The organism is Mesorhizobium sp. B3-1-8, from assembly GCF_006439495.1.
In the GTDB taxonomy this organism is placed as follows: domain Bacteria; phylum Pseudomonadota; class Alphaproteobacteria; order Rhizobiales; family Rhizobiaceae; genus Mesorhizobium.
The window spans coordinates 16,032-31,158 of record NZ_VFTK01000005.1 but is presented as its reverse complement, the minus strand read 5'-3'; the positions used below and the strand labels follow the sequence as shown (position 1 = coordinate 31,158).

General features: G+C 64.7%; 17 protein-coding genes. 4 read left to right on the top strand and 13 right to left on the bottom strand.

What is annotated here, in order from left to right:
- Positions 1-4: 4 nt before the first annotated feature.
- Positions 5-895: a fatty acid desaturase family protein gene (locus FJ424_RS06130; protein ID WP_140651938.1), complete on the bottom strand. Its 891-nt coding sequence runs from the start codon at positions 893-895 to the stop codon at positions 5-7.
- Between the two features lie 111 nt (positions 896-1,006).
- Here FJ424_RS06130 and FJ424_RS06125 point away from each other — a divergent pair, with 111 nt between their 5' ends.
- Positions 1,007-1,927: a LysR substrate-binding domain-containing protein gene (locus tag FJ424_RS06125; RefSeq protein ID WP_140651669.1), complete on the top strand. Its 921-nt coding sequence runs from the start codon at positions 1,007-1,009 to the stop codon at positions 1,925-1,927.
- A gap of 19 nt (positions 1,928-1,946) precedes the next feature.
- On the opposite strand, the gene FJ424_RS06120 is transcribed toward FJ424_RS06125, so the two are convergent.
- The 5 genes from FJ424_RS06120 to FJ424_RS06100 form a co-directional block, all read right to left on the bottom strand.
- Positions 1,947-2,219: a DUF3303 family protein gene (locus FJ424_RS06120; RefSeq protein WP_140644404.1), complete on the bottom strand. Its 273-nt coding sequence runs from the start codon at positions 2,217-2,219 to the stop codon at positions 1,947-1,949.
- A 28-nt stretch (positions 2,220-2,247) separates the two neighbouring features.
- Positions 2,248-3,711 (bottom strand): RimK family protein, encoded by a 1,464-nt coding sequence (locus FJ424_RS06115; RefSeq protein ID WP_140651667.1) that lies wholly within the window; start codon positions 3,709-3,711, stop codon positions 2,248-2,250.
- Positions 3,712-3,715: 4 nt separating this feature from the next.
- Positions 3,716-4,813 (bottom strand): GNAT family N-acetyltransferase/peptidase C39 family protein, encoded by a 1,098-nt coding sequence (locus tag FJ424_RS06110; RefSeq protein ID WP_140651665.1) that lies wholly within the window; start codon positions 4,811-4,813, stop codon positions 3,716-3,718.
- 208 nt (positions 4,814-5,021) lie between these two features.
- Entirely contained in the window at positions 5,022-5,816 is a 795-nt protein-coding gene (locus FJ424_RS06105; protein WP_140651663.1) for an anti-sigma factor, read from the bottom strand.
- Complete coding sequence (locus tag FJ424_RS06100) at positions 5,813-6,331, bottom strand: RNA polymerase sigma factor (RefSeq protein WP_140651661.1); 519 nt, start codon at positions 6,329-6,331, stop codon at positions 5,813-5,815. The genes FJ424_RS06105 and FJ424_RS06100 overlap by 4 nt, the downstream gene beginning before the upstream one ends.
- 212 nt (positions 6,332-6,543) lie before the next feature.
- Between FJ424_RS06100 and FJ424_RS06095 the strand changes: the two genes are divergently transcribed.
- A complete protein-coding gene (locus FJ424_RS06095) occupies positions 6,544-6,795 on the top strand; it encodes a type II toxin-antitoxin system Phd/YefM family antitoxin (RefSeq protein ID WP_140651659.1) in 252 nt (83 codons plus the stop codon).
- Positions 6,788-7,183 (top strand): hypothetical protein, encoded by a 396-nt coding sequence (locus FJ424_RS06090; RefSeq protein WP_181175229.1) that lies wholly within the window; start codon positions 6,788-6,790, stop codon positions 7,181-7,183. The genes FJ424_RS06095 and FJ424_RS06090 overlap by 8 nt, the downstream gene beginning before the upstream one ends.
- Positions 7,184-7,210: 27 nt before the next feature.
- Here FJ424_RS06090 and FJ424_RS06085 read toward each other — a convergent pair whose 3' ends face one another.
- Entirely contained in the window at positions 7,211-9,982 is a 2,772-nt protein-coding gene (locus FJ424_RS06085; protein ID WP_140651657.1) for a DUF2339 domain-containing protein, read from the bottom strand.
- 254 nt (positions 9,983-10,236) lie between these two features.
- Between FJ424_RS06085 and FJ424_RS06080 the strand changes: the two genes are divergently transcribed.
- On the top strand, positions 10,237-10,701 hold the full coding sequence (locus tag FJ424_RS06080; RefSeq protein WP_140651655.1) for an NUDIX domain-containing protein: 465 nt from the start codon (positions 10,237-10,239) through the stop codon (positions 10,699-10,701).
- Between the two features lie 8 nt (positions 10,702-10,709).
- Here the strand turns inward: FJ424_RS06080 and recO are convergent, their stop codons facing one another.
- From recO to FJ424_RS06050, 6 genes are all read right to left on the bottom strand, one after another.
- Positions 10,710-11,468, bottom strand: coding sequence for a DNA repair protein RecO (gene recO, locus FJ424_RS06075; RefSeq protein ID WP_140651653.1), 759 nt, complete (start codon positions 11,466-11,468; stop codon positions 10,710-10,712).
- 57 nt (positions 11,469-11,525) lie between these two features.
- On the bottom strand, positions 11,526-12,458 hold the full coding sequence (era, locus tag FJ424_RS06070; RefSeq protein ID WP_181181979.1) for a GTPase Era: 933 nt from the start codon (positions 12,456-12,458) through the stop codon (positions 11,526-11,528).
- A complete protein-coding gene (gene rnc, locus FJ424_RS06065) occupies positions 12,443-13,159 on the bottom strand; it encodes a ribonuclease III (RefSeq protein ID WP_140644384.1) in 717 nt (238 codons plus the stop codon). Before rnc ends, era begins: the two co-directional genes overlap by 16 nt.
- Positions 13,160-13,163: 4 nt before the next feature.
- Positions 13,164-13,913 (bottom strand): signal peptidase I, encoded by a 750-nt coding sequence (lepB, locus tag FJ424_RS06060; RefSeq protein WP_140644382.1) that lies wholly within the window; start codon positions 13,911-13,913, stop codon positions 13,164-13,166.
- 79 nt (positions 13,914-13,992) lie between these two features.
- Positions 13,993-14,406, bottom strand: a complete 414-nt coding sequence (acpS, locus tag FJ424_RS06055) for a holo-ACP synthase (protein WP_140644380.1) — start codon at positions 14,404-14,406, stop codon at positions 13,993-13,995.
- On the bottom strand, positions 14,403-14,990 hold the full coding sequence (locus FJ424_RS06050; protein WP_140644378.1) for a DUF2062 domain-containing protein: 588 nt from the start codon (positions 14,988-14,990) through the stop codon (positions 14,403-14,405). Before FJ424_RS06050 ends, acpS begins: the two co-directional genes overlap by 4 nt.
- Between the last annotated feature and the right edge of the window lie 137 nt (positions 14,991-15,127).

Genomic DNA, 15,127 nt, shown 5'->3' with positions numbered 1-15,127 from the left:
CGCGCTAGCGCAGCGTCTCGATATATTTCTCATGGAAGCTCACATAGCCGGGCTCGACCACCTTGAGGTGCCGCTCGATCAGCCGGTGGAATTGCGGCAACTGGTGGAACGGCACGCCGGGATAGGCGTGGTGCTCGGCATGGTAAGGCATGTTCCAGGCGAGCTTGCGCACGAACCAGTTGGTCAGCGTCGTACGGGTGTTTTCCAGCATGTTGGCGACGAAGGGACAGCGGCCATGCTCGGCCAGCAGATAGAGCCTGAGGAACGGCTGGCCGAGCAGCGCCGGCACGATCCAGACATAAAGCAGCACCGATGCCTTGAACCAGACCGCAAGCGCCAGCAGGACGACATAGAAGGCGATCATCGCCCGCGCCTCGGCCTTCACCTTCGGCAAGCCCTTTGGCGGCACGTAGCTGTCGCGGCAGCGCCCCATTGCATTGGTGTAGAGCGTCTTGAAATGGCCCCACCATACCGGAAGACCGGAGACGTGAACGATGTATTGCCGCATCGTCTCGGGCTTCGGAAAGGCCAGTTCCGGATCGTTCTCGGGGTCCTGGGTGAAGCGGTGATGGGCGAAGTGGAAATAGCGGAACCAGTCGGCCGGCAGCGCGATCGCCAGGCTGCAGAAGCGCGCGACCATATCGTTCAGCCACTGTGTTTCGAACGCCGTCCTGTGGACCGTTTCATGCAGCAGCGTGAACAGGAACACGATCAGGGCGCCCTGCGGCAGCATCAGGACCGGCCAGAACGGCACCTTGGCCGCGATCAGCGCGCCGAGGAGGATGATCGCGCCGAGATGGAGCGCGAACTGGACAAGACCCGGCCCATCCGATTTTCCGGTCAGCCGGCTGCGCTCCTCATTCGTCAGCGAGGCTATCACGGAACGGTGGTCGATGGCTGCGTCGTGGTCGATTGCGTTCATGAGGCCACGATACCCAGAAATAAACCTTTCGAAAAACGAGGATTTCTGCGAAATAGATAAGGTAGACTTATCTTTCGGATTGCCATGGTCGCTCTTCCCTCCTTGCGCGGACTTCAGGCCTTCGAAGCAGCGGCGCGCACGGGCAGCTTCGCGGCCGCGGCGGAGGAACTGTCGATTTCAGCGGCGGCCGTCAGCCAGCTTATCCGCACCGTCGAGGAGCAGATGGGACGAAAGCTGTTCCATCGGGTCAACCGGCGGGCGGTGCTGACCGAGGCCGGGGTGGAGATGCTGCCGCGGCTCAGCATGGCTTTCCGCGAAATCGGCAGCGTCGCACGCGATGTCAGTGGCGATGCGTTCCGGCCGAGGCTCGTCGTTTCGGTGCCGCCCTCCATGGCGATGGGCTGGCTTTCCGAGCGCATCGCCGGCTTTGTCGCATCGCATGGCGCCGCCGACATATCGCTGAGAGGCGACGACGATCCGGTGCCGTTCGATCATGAACTGATCGACATCCGTCTCTCCTACGGTCCGCACTATCGCGAGCATCCGACCGAGGAGATCGTCAGGGATGCCGTCTATCCCGTCTGCGCGCCGACGCTGGCCGGCGCGACCGGATCCGACGGCCTTGCCGGTCTGCCGCTCATTCACACCGACTGGGGACCGACGGGGGCAGCCTTTCCATCCTGGCGCAACTGGTTCGACGCGGCGGGAAGCGAGTCCCGCGCGGCACAGCGCGGGCTTTCGGCCAACTCGTCTCGGGCAGCGCTCGATCTCGCCATTTCAGGACTGGGCGTGGCGCTGGCGCAAGGCATCTATTGCGCCCAGGCGCTGGAGGATGGCAAGCTGGTGCGGGCCGCCGCACAATCCCTGGAACTTCGCCAGCCCTATTGCCTGACGATCCCCGAACGCAGCGCGAGGCGCGATGCCGTGGCGGCGTTCCGGGAATGGCTGATCGGGGAATGCATGCGCGCGGTCGGCTCCCCGGCGCTGGTCACGCCGTCAATCTGACGGCCCGCGAAACATGCGTTCACAGATGCCCGGCCAACGCCGCTACCATGTCCTTGCTGTTGGCCACCGGAACGATCTCGAATTCGACCAAATCCGCCCATTCGATGACCCAGCGCTGCAGCACCGTCGCATCGTCGGCTTCCACCAGCATGAAGCAGCGGCTCATGTCGCCCGCGATCCAGCTGTGATGCACGACGAGCTCGTCGGGCTTCAGCCGGCCCTTGTCGCGGAAGCGGCGGTAGATCCCCTTGCGGTCCGAGCCGTGGAAATCCTCGATCACGAAAAACAGCATTTTGTTCCCTCCGCTATTTGTCCGGCCGCTACTTGTCCGGCCTCTCCAGGCGCTCCAGGAACCATTGCGTCAGCCGCACCCACAGCTCGTCCTTCTCGCCCGAATCCTCCCAGCCATGGTCGAGATTGGGATTGTCGTTGACCTCTATGACGAAGACGCCGTCCTTGGTCTCCTTGAGGTCGACGCCGTAGAGCCCGTCGCCGATGCATTTTGCGGCCTTGACCGCCGTCTCGACGACATGAGGCGGCGTCTGCTTCAGCGTGAACGTCTTGATCCCGCCCTGGTCGGGCTTGCCGCTGGCCTTGTGGTTGACGATCTGCCAGTGCTTCTTCGCCATCAGATAGTGCACGGCAAAGAGCGGCTGGCCGCCGAGCACGCCGACGCGCCAGTCATATTCGGTCGGAATGAATTTCTGCGCGATCAAGAGATCGGAATCGTCCAGCCATTCGGTCGCGAGCTTGGTCAACTCGGCCATGTTCTCGCATTTCTTGACGCCGCGCGAGAAAGACGAATCCGGGATCTTCAGCACCAGAGGGAAGCCGAGCGTCTGCGCCGCCACGTCGAAGTCGGACGTGCCGGCGATCATCACCGTCGGCGGCACCGGCACCTTGTTGTAGGTCATCAGCTCATTGAGATAGACCTTGTTGGTGCAGCGGATCATCGACAGCGGATCGTCGATCACCGGCATGCCTTCCTGCTGGGCGCGGCGCGCGAAGCGGTAGGTGTGGTTGGAGATCGAGGTGGTCTCGCGGATGAACAGCGCGTCGTAGTTGGCGAGCTTGGCCAAGTCCTTCCTGGTGATCGGCTCGACTTCGACGCCCATCTTCTCGGCAATCCTCGCCCAATAGCGCAGCGAGGAGATTTCCGACGGCGGCAGTTCCTCATGCGGATCGACCAGCGTGGCGAAAGTATAGCGCGCCGGCGTGCGGCCCTTGGTGTCGCGCCACTCGCGGTTGGTGTAGGTGTCCAGGCATTGCAGGAAGAATTCTTCCTCATCCTCGGTCATGCGGGCGAGCGGCAGGAAGCCGATCTTGCGGATCGAGGCCCATTCGGCGCTGTCCTTGATGTGGACCTCGAGCGCCGGCGCGCGGAACCAGTCGAACAAAAGCTTGGCGAAACGGTCCCAGACCTTCGACGGGCCGATGCCGAAGAAGATCGCGACCTTGGCCGGGAAAGTCCCGCCGAGATCCTTCCTGCATTTGTTCAAGGCAAGCTCTAGTTCCGGCAACGCGTGCTCGTAAAGCTTGCGCTCCGACAGGTCGATCATGGTCTCGACGGTCGGGATCACCCGGTGGCCGCGCGAGCCGGCCAGCAGCGAGGCGTAGTAGCCGCGGCTCTGGTAGCCGTAGTTGTTCGACAGGTTGATCACCTTCGGCCGTTGGCCGCGGAACAGCGCCGGATGCGCGAGATAGTCGCGGTTGGTGATGATCTTGTGGGGTGTGGCCACCTGATCGATGTCGTTCTGCCTGCCTGTGAGGATAACCCAGGTCATTGTCTCAGCGTTTTCCCAGAGTGATGGCGGCGCGTAAACCGTCGCGGCCGAACTGCGCCATGTTCATGAAAATGTCGTAAGGCACCGGAATGTTCGCGGCATCGAGGATCGTTTCCTGCCTTTCATCCTCCACCCATGGGTCGTGGATCAAGATATGATCGCCGTCGTCGCCGATGGCCAGCACCCAATGCGGCACCTTCTTGCCGAACATCAGGAAGCCGCTGACCAGCACGACCACCAGCTTGCCCTCGGCCAGGGCGTCGCGGATGTCGCCGATGCCGAACGGACGGTAATTGACGGGAATGCCGTAGAGTTCGGCGCGGCGGCGGAAATCGACCTGGGCGAGCTCCATCACCCGGCGCTTGTCCTCGCTCCTCACCGACTGCAGGAACAACGCGCCGTAGAAGGAGACGAATATCTCGGCCGCGAGCCCGCTCTCGTAGCCGGCGACCGCTAGGCCGAAAGGCTCGCAGCCGCCAGGGCCGGACATCATGAAGACCGTGGTCGCCTCGCGCCACAGGCGGATTTCCATGACCGGGTCGGGCACGAAGCCACGGTCGAAATTGGCCATCGCCATCATCAGGCAGCACGGGCCGCAGCTGAACTCGCAGGTCTGTTGGTAGAACGGCACCTTGGTCGCGGTCGGGGTGTCGCCGCGCAGCGTCTTTTCATAGCGCAGCGCCGTCGCGCCATCCTCGTAATAGTCGGGCTCGCGGCCCAGTCTTCGATAGCCGGCCTGCTCGTAGATACGGATGGCGCGGTCGTTGTCCTCGCGCACTTCGAGACGAAGCAGCAGCCGATCGTGCTCGAAGGCCGCTTCCTCGGCGGCCGCCAACAGAAGGCGACCGATGCCGAGCCGGCCGAAGAAGGGGCCGACGGCGATGGAATAGAGCCGCGCGACTCCGCTGCCCTTGCGAAACAGCACCACGGCATAGCCGGCGACTCGGCCCTCGTTCTCGGCCACCAACATCTCGGCGGTTTCACGTTCGATGAACTGGCGGAAAGAGCGGCGCGAGAGCCTGTCGCCCGGAAAAACGGCCTTCTCGATGGCGGCGAGGTCATCGACGTCTGACGCGCGGGCCTTGCGGATCTCGGCAGGCATGCGGGCTTGGGAGAACCTCGATTGGGTTTAAGAAAACGGCCCCGGTGGATGCGTCGCGAACACTGGCCGAAGCGCCGGCATTCATCAAGCGCTATCGCTCCTTGATTAGGGCCGAATTGTGACAGTTTCCGCCACGGCAGGAAAGGGCCAGGCGCTTGAACGGAATTGCCGTTCGACGGGTTGCCGGCCGCCGAAAAACGCAGCCGGTTCAGCTCGATATGCCGGCCACGAGCTGGCCATAGGCGCTCTTTGCGACATCCGACAATCGCTCAGGCGGCAACGAGCCGACGACGGCGCAGGCATAGCCCTTGTCCAGCCAGTAGACCGCCTCCGGACCGCCCGCCTCGGCCGTATAGGTGCCCTTCGATGTTTGAGCCGATTCGGCGGTGACGAAGAGCGAGATGCGCTCGCCCTTGGCGTCCTCGTAGAGCAGCATTGCCGCCTTGCCTTGCTCACCGGCCGGCAGCAGCCGGCCGCCGATCAATTCGAAGCCCTCGGCCGTCAGGTCGGGCGCAACCAGCTTCAGCCCGACGCGGTTCGACAGCCAGGTCTGGAGATGATCCTTGTCGCTCGCCGGAACCTCGACGGCATGACGCTTCTCGGCCGCGTAGACGACATGGGCGGCGATCGCCTGCTCGGCGAGCTGGTCGTCGCCGTCGCCGCCACGGGCGATGCCGTCGATGCCGGCGATATAGCCGCCAAACCCGCCGACGGCGAGCACCACGGCAGCCGCGGCCGAGAGCCACCAGCGCGAGCGCCAGGCCGATGCCTTTGTAGAAGCCTGGCCGAGCAATGCCTGCCGCAGCCTCGCCGGCACCGGCTCGTCCATCACGCCAGCGAAAGCAGCGCGCATGGCGGCGCGATCGGCGATGTAGCGCGCGGACTTCGCCTTCATCTCGGGATTGGCCTCGAGCCAGGCGTCATAGGCCATGCGTTCGTCGCCCGGCAGCTCGCCGTCGAGGGCCATGTGGATATCGCGTTCGGAAAAATCGCGGCGGGTCATTTCTCGACGATCCTCAGCGAGCGGCGGCGCAATGTGTCGTCGAGCAATCCTCGCAATTCCTCGCGGCCGCGCGCGATGCGCGACATCAGCGTGCCGGCCGGCACGCCAAGGATGTTGGCTGCCTCGGCATAGGAAAAGCCCTCGATGGCGACCATCACCAAGGCCGCGCGGCGATCGGGGCTGATCGCCTGCAAGGCATCCATGATCTCGCGCGAAGCGATGGTCTCGACCTGATCGGCGGGCGCGGACTGGGCCTCACCGGCTTCGAGAGGCAATATCGCCGCCTCGCCGCGCCGGTTGACCTTGCGCATCTGGTCGATGAACAAGTGATGCATGATCGTAAACAGCCACCTCCGGGGGCTCTCTCCAGTCTGCCAGTTGTCGAGCCGCACAAGCGCCCGCTCCAGGCAATCCTGGACGAGATCGTCGGCGGAATCGCGGTCGCGCAGCAGCGAGCGCGCATAGCGCCGCAACCGCGGTATTTCGCTCAGGATCGCTGCCTTCTTGTCGTCCATGACCGCTTGTTTCGAGGTCGCTTTCCATCCCGATAGAACGCGCCTTCCAGGCGCGGTGCAAGCAGTCAGCGCGAAGCGCCGAACCGCTGCGATTACCCAAGCAAATGAATAACGAAGGCGTGGGCCGGCTTATTCCCGTTCGAGTCCCAAACCGACTCATTGTTTAATTACGTAAGATACGTATATTGCGTATATCGCGTATGAGGCAATCGATGAAACAATTCACCTTTTCAGACATGAACCGCGTATCGGGCGAAATCCTCGAAACAGCAATGATCGAGCCTGTCGCGCTGACAAAACGCGGCAAGGAAAAGCTGATCATCCTGTCGGCCAGGCAATACCGGCAACTCGTTGGTTCATCTCATGCCGCGGCTTACACGCTCGAGAATGCGCCTGACGAGATCCACAACGAACTGATGTCGGGGTTGGAAGCCATCATAAGTGGCAATGAGCCGGATGTTTAAGCCCGGCGATCTGCTTCGATATTACTATTTGTGGGCACGGCAGGCTGACGCTGGTGAGGAGTCCGGCCGCAAGGCGCGCCCTGTCTGCATCGTGGTCAGAACGCCGACTACGCCGGCAGCGCTGTTCCTGTTCCCGCTCACCTCGCAGCAACCCCACGCGACCCGCACTTATATTGCCATCAGTGAGATCGAGTGTCGTAGGGGCGGCCTCGATTTTCCGTCATGGCTGATCCTCGACGAGTACAACCGTGCGCGTGTTGACGAAGCTTACGACCTCGTGACGACGAAGCCGATCGGTTCCTTCAGTCCGGCATTCGTCCGCAAGATTGCTGGCCTCATCAAAGAGGCAGCCGAAGAGCGCCGCCTGCGCGGCGTTGTCCGGAAATAGTGGCAGCAGTCCAGGAAACCCAGACTTTCACCCTTTCCTCGCCGCCCGCGTCAGCAGCCGCTGGTAGAACAGGCCGATGCCGATCAGCACGGCGCCGAGGCCGATGAAGGAGAGCGCGCGCAGCACGCCTTCCAGCTCCGACATATCGAACAGGAAGACTTTCAGCACCGCGACCGCGATCAGCACCGCGGAGCCGATGCGCAGCACTTGCGACTTCAGCCAGACGCCGGCGGTGAGCAACGCAACGCCGATGACCAGCCAGAGCGCCGAGTAAGTGTAGGTCTCGAGCTGGCCAAGCCCGCTCCACAAGGCGATGAACTCGCCTTTGAACAGGCGGCGCACCGAAAGCGTGGCATAGGCGAAGGCAAGCAGCGAGGCGATCAGCGCCAGCATCGCCGCATACCATCTCGGACGCTTGTCGCGGACATAGAGCGCCAGCGCGCCCGCCGCGATCGCCGGCAGCAGATAGGCGAGGAACAAAAGGTTGAAGACAGGAACCGTGCCGGTCGACTCGTCCGTCAGCAGCGGGTTCAGCACCACGAAATGCTGCACGGCGATCAGGCCCGCCGAGATCACGCCGGCGGCCATCGAGCCATAGCGCAGCACCGAGCTTGGCGAGCGCATGTCGATGGCGACCAGCATGGCGCCGGCGCCGAGCGCGATCAGCGTGTAGATCGCCTGTTCGGCAAGAGTCACGGTGCCGGTGTCGATGACGCCACCATGCATGGCGTGGCGCACCAGCATGGCGATGGTGAGCAGCGCGAACAGCGCCGAGGCTGCCTCCATGGCAAGGCGCGGCCGGCCATTGGTGGTGCGGGCGAGTTGCCAGGCGGCGAAGCCGAAGGCGAGCGCCGGCACGCCGTAGCCAGGCAGCAGCCAGTTGAAGACCGGCGTCCTGGACAGAAACGCCGCGCCGACGATGGTCGGATCGAAGGCGATACGGGCGAGCACGGCGACCGCCGCGCCCACCGCGACCCAGCCCAGCACGGGGTAGGACCGCCAGCGCGTCGCCAGCGCCGGGACGATCGCGGCGGCTCCAAGAAGCACGGTCGTCCAGCCCGAGCCGAAGGCCATGTGCAGCATCAACAGGCCGGCGACGCCGGCGCCGCCAAGCGCGAAGGACACAGCCGGGCCGCCGGTCAACGGCGGCTCCTCGGCGCGCGCGATCCATTCACCGCCGGCGGCAAATGCGAGCACCAGCAACAACGCCGGCAACGCGTAGCCGAGGTCGCGGTCGATATCGCCGAAGGTAAGCCACAGCGCGGTGAGCACCGTCAGCGGAGCAATGACGCCCCAGGCGGCCCAGCAGGCCGCGCGCAGCGAAGCGGTGGCGGCAAAGCGGCGCGCCGCCCAGAAACCGGCCGCGAGGAAGATCAGGCCAAGCGCGATGCCGATGCGGAAAGTAAGCGTGTCGGACGACGCCAGGGGCTGAGCGTCCAGCCCGACATCGAGCGCATTGGCGCCGATCGTGGCGGGCGGGATGATGCCGAGATAGATCAGCACTGTCGCGATGCCGGCGGCGAAGACCAGCGGCAGCGCGCGCGGCCGGTAGAGCGCCACCGCGACCAGCGCGGCCAAAAGGACCGCGCCGTGCAAGGCATCGCCGGCGCTGGCAAAGGCCGGATCGACGGACAGCCCAAGCGCGCTCAAGGCGATGAAGAAGCCGGGCGCGATCGACGGCCAGTCGAAGCCGCGCGCCGCATGGTCGCGGCCAGTAACCAAGAAAAGGCCGAGCCAGACGAAAGCCAGCACGGCGAGCGTCGCCAGGCTGATGAACAGGACGGCGGCAAGATTCACGTCCGGCGCGTCGACCATGTAAAGAATGGTCCAGATTCCGGTGCCGGCGAAAGCGGCGGCAACCAATGCCCTCCAGTCGCGGATGCGGGCGATTGCCGCCGTGGCGGCGAGCACGATCGCCAGATAGACGAACAGCGCCCAGGGATTGGGCGCCTGCGAGGCGACCAGCGCCGGCGTGACCATGGCGCCGACGAGGCCGATGCCGGCCAGCGCCAGGCCATGCAGGAGCGATGCGCCAATGGTCGCGACGCCGATGGCGCCAAGCAGCACGAAGGCCGTCGCCGGGCCGATGAAGCCATAGATGCCGTGCGCGGCGTAGACCGTGCCGAACAGGATGAAGGCGCCCGCCCCGGTCAGGATCGCGGGGATATAGGCGCCGGCGGCGCCTTGCACCGGCACCTTGAAGCCGGTGCGGCGGATGAATTCGGCGCCGCCAACCAGCACCAGGCCGAGGACGCCGGCCATCGTCAGGCGCACGCCGGGGCCGAAGATGCCGGCTTCGATGGTGTAGCGGATCAGGAACAGGCCGCCCAGCGCCAGTGCGATGCCGCCGACCCAGACCGCCCAGCGCGTGCCCAGCGCCGTCTCGACGTCGCTCTGGCGCGCCGCCTTCGCGGGCGCGGGCGGTTCTGCTCCGGGCGTCTCGGTGGCTGAGACAGGTTGCGCCGGGTCGGATGGCCCGGCGGATTGCGCCGCGGCCGCCTGGGCCTTCGTCCAAGGTCCTGCCGCTGCCGCCTGTTCGGTCGCCTCGGGCTTCGCGGCGATCTCTTCGGCCGCGCCATCCGCCGACCGCGCGGCAGGCGCCACGGCTGCGTTGGCCTCCTCGGGAAGATCCTCCTGCGTGGCGTCCGCCGCCTCGGGCGCGGACAGCGAAGCGCCCGACTGCACCAGGCCGCGCAGGACGCCGAGCTCGCGCTCGACCAGCGCGATGCGGTTCTGCTGGCGTGAAACGATGACGAAAAGAGCTATGACGGCGGCAATGGCGATCAGACTGAAAAACATGGCGGTTTCCCTCAAAACCAGACCAGACGTGGCCAACAAATGCGGCAATGGGACGGCTGGCTCAAATCAGCGTCTTGCCGACTAATAAGATCGGCCGACTGACAAGATCGAGCATGTTTCGTCGCCGATTGCCAGCAACTTGCCTGGTTATCCAAGGGCCGAGTTGCCGGCATTGCCGGCGAGATTGGGTGACCTCAGCCGCGAAATACCCATGCTATTCTCGCGCGGACGAAGAAGATGCTGCGAGGTGACCAATGCCGCAGATAAGCGCGGGCCTGCTGATCCACAGGCGCATTGCCGGTGTGTTCGAATTCCTGCTCGTCCACCCGGGCGGGCCGTTCTGGGCAAGAAAGGATGAAGGCGCGTGGTCCATCCCGAAAGGACTGATCGGCGGCAATGAGGATGAGCTGGAGGCCGCCAAACGCGAGGCCGAAGAGGAGCTCGGCGTCGCCGTCGACGGCGATTTCCGGCCGCTCGGCGGCTACAAGCAGCCGGGCGGCAAGATCGTCATCGCGTGGAGCGTCGAGGCCGACATCGATACTGATGCCATCAGGAGCAACATGTTCACCCTGGAATGGCCGCCAAAATCGGGACGCATAAAGGAATTCCCGGAAGTGGATCGAGCCGGCTGGTTTCCATTGCCCGAAGCCGGGCTCAAGATCCTGAAGGGCCAGCGCGCCATGCTCGACGATTTCCTGGAGAAACGCGGCGCGGACTAAGTGCCTTGCTATCCTGCTTCGCCCGCAATCGCCTTCACCGCCGTATGATGCCGGCGCAGCGCGGCCAGGAAGCCGGCGCGGGAGTCGGGCGGCTCGAGGCCCCGCGGCTCGTAGACATGGCGGGTGAAGAAGAAGCCGGTCAGCCGGAAGGCATCTTCCAGTGCTGCAGCATCGGCGCGCAGGCCGGAACCGCGCTGCAGGAAGGCGGGCAGCGCCAGCATCTTGTCATGCCAGGCCGCACCGGCTTCGCGCGACACGGCGCGTCCGGATCTCGGCGAGACATAGGCGAGATCCTGCCTGGAGCCGGTCGCCGCGCACTGGCTGAGGTCGAGGCCGAAGCCCAATTCATCGAGGATGAGCAACTCGAAGCGCGCCACCAGCTCGCCCGCCGCGTCGGCATCGCCCAGATGGGAGATCATCACGGCAAGCGCCTCGTAAAGGCCGCCATGGGCATCGCGCTCGGGCAGGAGCCTGAGATGCGCGGCCATGGTCAGCAGGCCGTAGACGGCGACCGCACTGTCCATCAGCCGCGCGGCGTTCATCTCGATCGCCTCGGCCTGGAAGATACCCAGATGCTCGTCGAGCCGAGCCCGCCACAGAAGGTCGACGCGGTTGCCGGGCTGCAGTACCGGCTGCTGCTTGCGCGAGCGCCCTCCCCGCACCAGTCCGAGATGGCGGCCATGCGCGCGCGTCATCACCTCGAGGATGGCGCTGGTTTCGCCATGCTTGCGAGTGCCGAGAACTATTCCCTCGTCGCGCCATTCCATGGGCGGAGCTTTTCAACTGTTGCGCGGCGAAATCAAGTTGGAGCGACGCAAACCGGCTTACCCCGGAAACTCCAGCCCCATCTCGCGGTAGCGCTCGGGGTCGTCGCCCCAGTTCTCGCGCACCTTCACGAACAGGAAGAGATGCACCTTCTGCTCGAGGATGCCGGCGATTTCCATCCGCGCGGCCTGGCCGATGGCGCGGATCGTCTCGCCCTTGTGGCCGAGCACGATCTTCTTCTGGCTGTCGCGCTCGACATAGATGACCTGCTCGATGCGCACCGAGCCGTCCTTCTTCTCTTCCCATTTCTCGGTTTCGATATGGGAGGAATAGGGAAGCTCCTGATGGAGCCTGAGATAAAGCTTTTCTCGGGTGATCTCGGCCGCGAGCTGGCGCATCGGCAGGTCCGAGATCTGGTCTTCCGGATAGTACCAGGGCCCCAAGGGAAGCGTCTCGGCGAGATAGTCGAGCAGGTCCTTGCAGCCGGAGCCGGTGAGCGCGGAGACCATGAAGGTGCGCTTGAACGGAACGCGTTCGTTCGCTGTCGCGGCCAGCGCAAGAAGCGTTTCCGGCTTGACGCGGTCGACCTTGTTGAGGACCAGAAGCATCGGCTGCCGCACATCCTTCAGCCGGTCGAGGATGGCATCGGCGTCACCCTTGATGCCGCGCTCGGCGTCGATCAGCAGCACCACGACATCCGCGTCCTTGGCGCCGCCCCAGGCGGTGGTCACCATCGCGGTGTCCAGCCGCCGCTTCGGCTTGAAGATGCCGGGCGTGTCGACGAAGACGATCTGCGCGTTGTCATGCGTGGCGATGCCGCGCACGATGGCGCGGGTGGTCTGCACCTTGTGGGTGACGATCGACACCTTGGCGCCGACAAGCTGGTTGACCAGCGTCGACTTGCCGGCATTGGGCGCGCCGATCAGCGCGACGAAGCCGGAGCGGGTGTTGGGGGGCTCGGGGGATTGGTTTGCGGTCATGCCGCGCTCCATACGCCCTCGCGCAGCAAAAGAGTAGCCGCCGCTGCCTGCTCGGCCTCGCGCTTGGAGCGGCCGCTGCCGGTCGCGGGAGCAAAAGAGCCGACCTCGACGCTGACCGTGAACAGCGGATCGTGGTCCGGTCCCTCGCGGCCGTCGATGCGGTAGGCCGGCACGGCGCCGGCGGCCGCCTGGTGCGCCCACTCCTGCAATTCGGTCTTGGCGTCGCGCCGCGCAGCCCCTGTCGCTTGCGAGCGCGGCCGCCAGTAGCGGTGGATGAACGCACGCGCCGCGTCCAGCCCGCCGTCGAGGTAGAGCACGGCTATCAGCGATTCCAGCGCATCGGCGCGTAGATTGGTGCGCTTGCGTCCCTCGAGATTGCGCACATCGGAACCGGCGCGCACGAGTTCCGGCAGGCCGATCTGTTCGGAGATTTCCGAGAGCGCCTCGGCATTGACCAGCGCGTTGAGACGCAGCGAAAGCTCGCCCTCGGCGGCATCGGGAAAGGCCGCGAGCAGCATGTCGGCCACGACAAGGCCGAGAACGCGGTCACCCAGGAATTCGAAACGCTCGTAGTCGACGCCGGCATGGGTCGAACGGGCGCTTGCATGGGTCAGCGCCCGCTGCAGGCGCTGAGGGTCGGCGAAGACATGGCCGGTGCGCTCGACAAGCGCTTCGGCGAGGGCATCGGCGGTCAAACGCTTGCTGGCCGCCATCGCTCTAGTGGACGAAATGGAACAGGCGCCCGGCGCGCATCAGCGACGGCCACTTCCATATCTCGAGCGGGCTCGCCTTGCCGGCGATCGAGAAGAAGATGACGTTGGCGCGGCCGACAAGGTTCTCGGCCGGCACATAGCCGACGGCAAAGCGGCTGTCGGAGGAATTGTCGCGATTGTCGCCCATCATGAAATAGTGCCCGGCCGGCACGACGAATTCGCGCGTGTTGTCGCCGATCGAATCGGAGTTGATGTCGAGCGTGTCGTAGCTGACGCCGTTCGGCAGCGTCTCACGATAGACATCGATCGGCCGGTTTTCCTCGGTGACATCGGGATTGTCGATCTGGCCGGTCTTTACGCGCGGCACGCCGACGTCATTGATGAAAAGCTGGCCGTCCTTCACCTGGATCTTGTCGCCTGGCAGGCCGACGACGCGCTTGATGTAGTCGACCGACGGATCCGGCGGGAACTTGAACACCACCACGTCGCCACGCTTGGGCTCGGCGCCCCAGATACGACCCGAGAAGAGATCGGGGCCGAAAGGCAGCGAGTAACGCGAATAGCCATAGGCCCATTTGGTGACAAAGAGATAGTCGCCTTCGAGCAGCGTCGGGCGCATAGAGCCCGACGGAATGGAGAAAGGCTGGAAGAGCAGCGTGCGGATGACGAGCGCGAGCAGCAGAGCCTGGATGATGACGGAGAAGGTTTCACCAAGCCCGCCGGATTTCTTCTGCGATTTTTCAGCCACGCTCATGTCGTCCTCGATTGTGCGATGTTGGTATAGAGTCTCGGCGGGCGCTGAGCAACGTCATGCCGCTCGTGGTCAAATGGAATCAATGTGGCGCTTGTTCGGCGGGCACTGCCTCGATGATCACAAAGGCTTGAGCAAGCGGGAAATCGTCGGTGATGGTGAGATGGATCAGCGCACAGTGGCCTTTCGGCAGGATTTTCTCCAGCCTGGCCGCGGCGCCGCCGGTCAGCGCCATGGTCGGCGCGCCGCTCGGCAGGTTGACCACGCCCATGTCGCGCCAGAACACGCCCTCGGCCATGCCGGTGCCCAACGCCTTGGCGCAGGCCTCCTTGGCGGCGAAGCGCTTGGCGTAGGAGGCAGCGCGGGCGGCGCGCTTTTCCGACTTGGCCTGTTCGACCTCGGTATAGATGCGCTGGACGAAGCGCCGGCCGTGCCGTTCCAGCGATTTTTCGATGCGTCTGATGTCGATCAGGTCGCTGCCGATGCCGATGATCATTCCGCCGGCACTTCCCGTCCACCCTGCCGCGCTTTCTTCTCGGCGCGCTCGACCATGCGCTTCCTGCGCTGCTCGCGAAACACGGTCATGCCCCAGCGCGTGATGGCGTAGAACACGAGCCCGAAGACGAGGCCAAGCGGCACCGCGCCAATGAGCATCGGCTCCAGAACGGGGTGCCAGAGCTTCGCGAAGGAGAGCTTGTGCATCATTTCGCCCAGATGCTCGGGCGGGCCGTGCTTCGGCAGGTGCTCATGCAGGAGCAGTTTGCCGGTTTCCCAGGACGCGCCCCACAAAAGCGGGAAGGTCAACGGATTGCCGAAGAACACGGCGCCGAGCGCCGCCGCGACCAGATTGCCGGCGATGATCCAGCACAAAACGGCAGCGACGATGAAGTGGAAGCCAAGCGGGAAGAAGGAAGCGAAAACGCCCGCGGCAACGCCGGCAGCGACGGAATGCGGCGTCGCCTTCAGCCGCAGGATGCGTTTGGAGAAATATTGCACGGAACGCGAGAACGAGCGGCGCGGCCAAAGATAAGTACGCACCCGCTCAAGGAGGCCATCAGGCTCTCGGCGTCGAAAAAGCACTCTGTTCCAGTTCCCGGTCCAACATGCGCTGCCCCTGCCACCACCGGGTCGCGCCAAACATATCTTGCGCTTCGATGGCGCAGAAAGGCAACAAGTCTTTGATATAGCGACGGCCAGGCCGCGTAACAACGAAACGC

Bases quoted from the DNA above. Each gene is read 5' to 3' on its own strand.
- lepB (WP_140644382.1), bottom strand. From the start codon at position 13,913: ATGAGCGTGGCTGAAAAATCGCAGAAGAAATCCGGCGGGCTTGGTGAA.
- FJ424_RS06115 (WP_140651667.1), bottom strand. From the start codon at position 3,711: ATGACCTGGGTTATCCTCACAGGCAGGCAGAACGACATCGATCAGGTG.
- recO (WP_140651653.1), bottom strand. From the start codon at position 11,468: ATGGAATGGCGCGACGAGGGAATAGTTCTCGGCACTCGCAAGCATGGC.
- FJ424_RS06110 (WP_140651665.1), bottom strand. From the start codon at position 4,813: ATGCCTGCCGAGATCCGCAAGGCCCGCGCGTCAGACGTCGATGACCTC.
- acpS (WP_140644380.1), bottom strand. From the start codon at position 14,406: ATGATCATCGGCATCGGCAGCGACCTGATCGACATCAGACGCATCGAA.
- FJ424_RS06090 (WP_181175229.1), top strand. From the start codon at position 6,788: ATGTTTAAGCCCGGCGATCTGCTTCGATATTACTATTTGTGGGCACGG.
- era (WP_181181979.1), bottom strand. From the start codon at position 12,458: ATGGAGCGCGGCATGACCGCAAACCAATCCCCCGAGCCCCCCAACACC.
- FJ424_RS06125 (WP_140651669.1), top strand. From the start codon at position 1,007: ATGGTCGCTCTTCCCTCCTTGCGCGGACTTCAGGCCTTCGAAGCAGCG.
- FJ424_RS06100 (WP_140651661.1), bottom strand. From the start codon at position 6,331: ATGGACGACAAGAAGGCAGCGATCCTGAGCGAAATACCGCGGTTGCGG.
- rnc (WP_140644384.1), bottom strand. From the start codon at position 13,159: ATGGCGGCCAGCAAGCGTTTGACCGCCGATGCCCTCGCCGAAGCGCTT.
- FJ424_RS06120 (WP_140644404.1), bottom strand. From the start codon at position 2,219: ATGCTGTTTTTCGTGATCGAGGATTTCCACGGCTCGGACCGCAAGGGG.
- FJ424_RS06105 (WP_140651663.1), bottom strand. From the start codon at position 5,816: ATGACCCGCCGCGATTTTTCCGAACGCGATATCCACATGGCCCTCGAC.
- FJ424_RS06080 (WP_140651655.1), top strand. From the start codon at position 10,237: ATGCCGCAGATAAGCGCGGGCCTGCTGATCCACAGGCGCATTGCCGGT.
- FJ424_RS06095 (WP_140651659.1), top strand. From the start codon at position 6,544: ATGAAACAATTCACCTTTTCAGACATGAACCGCGTATCGGGCGAAATC.
- FJ424_RS06085 (WP_140651657.1), bottom strand. From the start codon at position 9,982: ATGTTTTTCAGTCTGATCGCCATTGCCGCCGTCATAGCTCTTTTCGTC.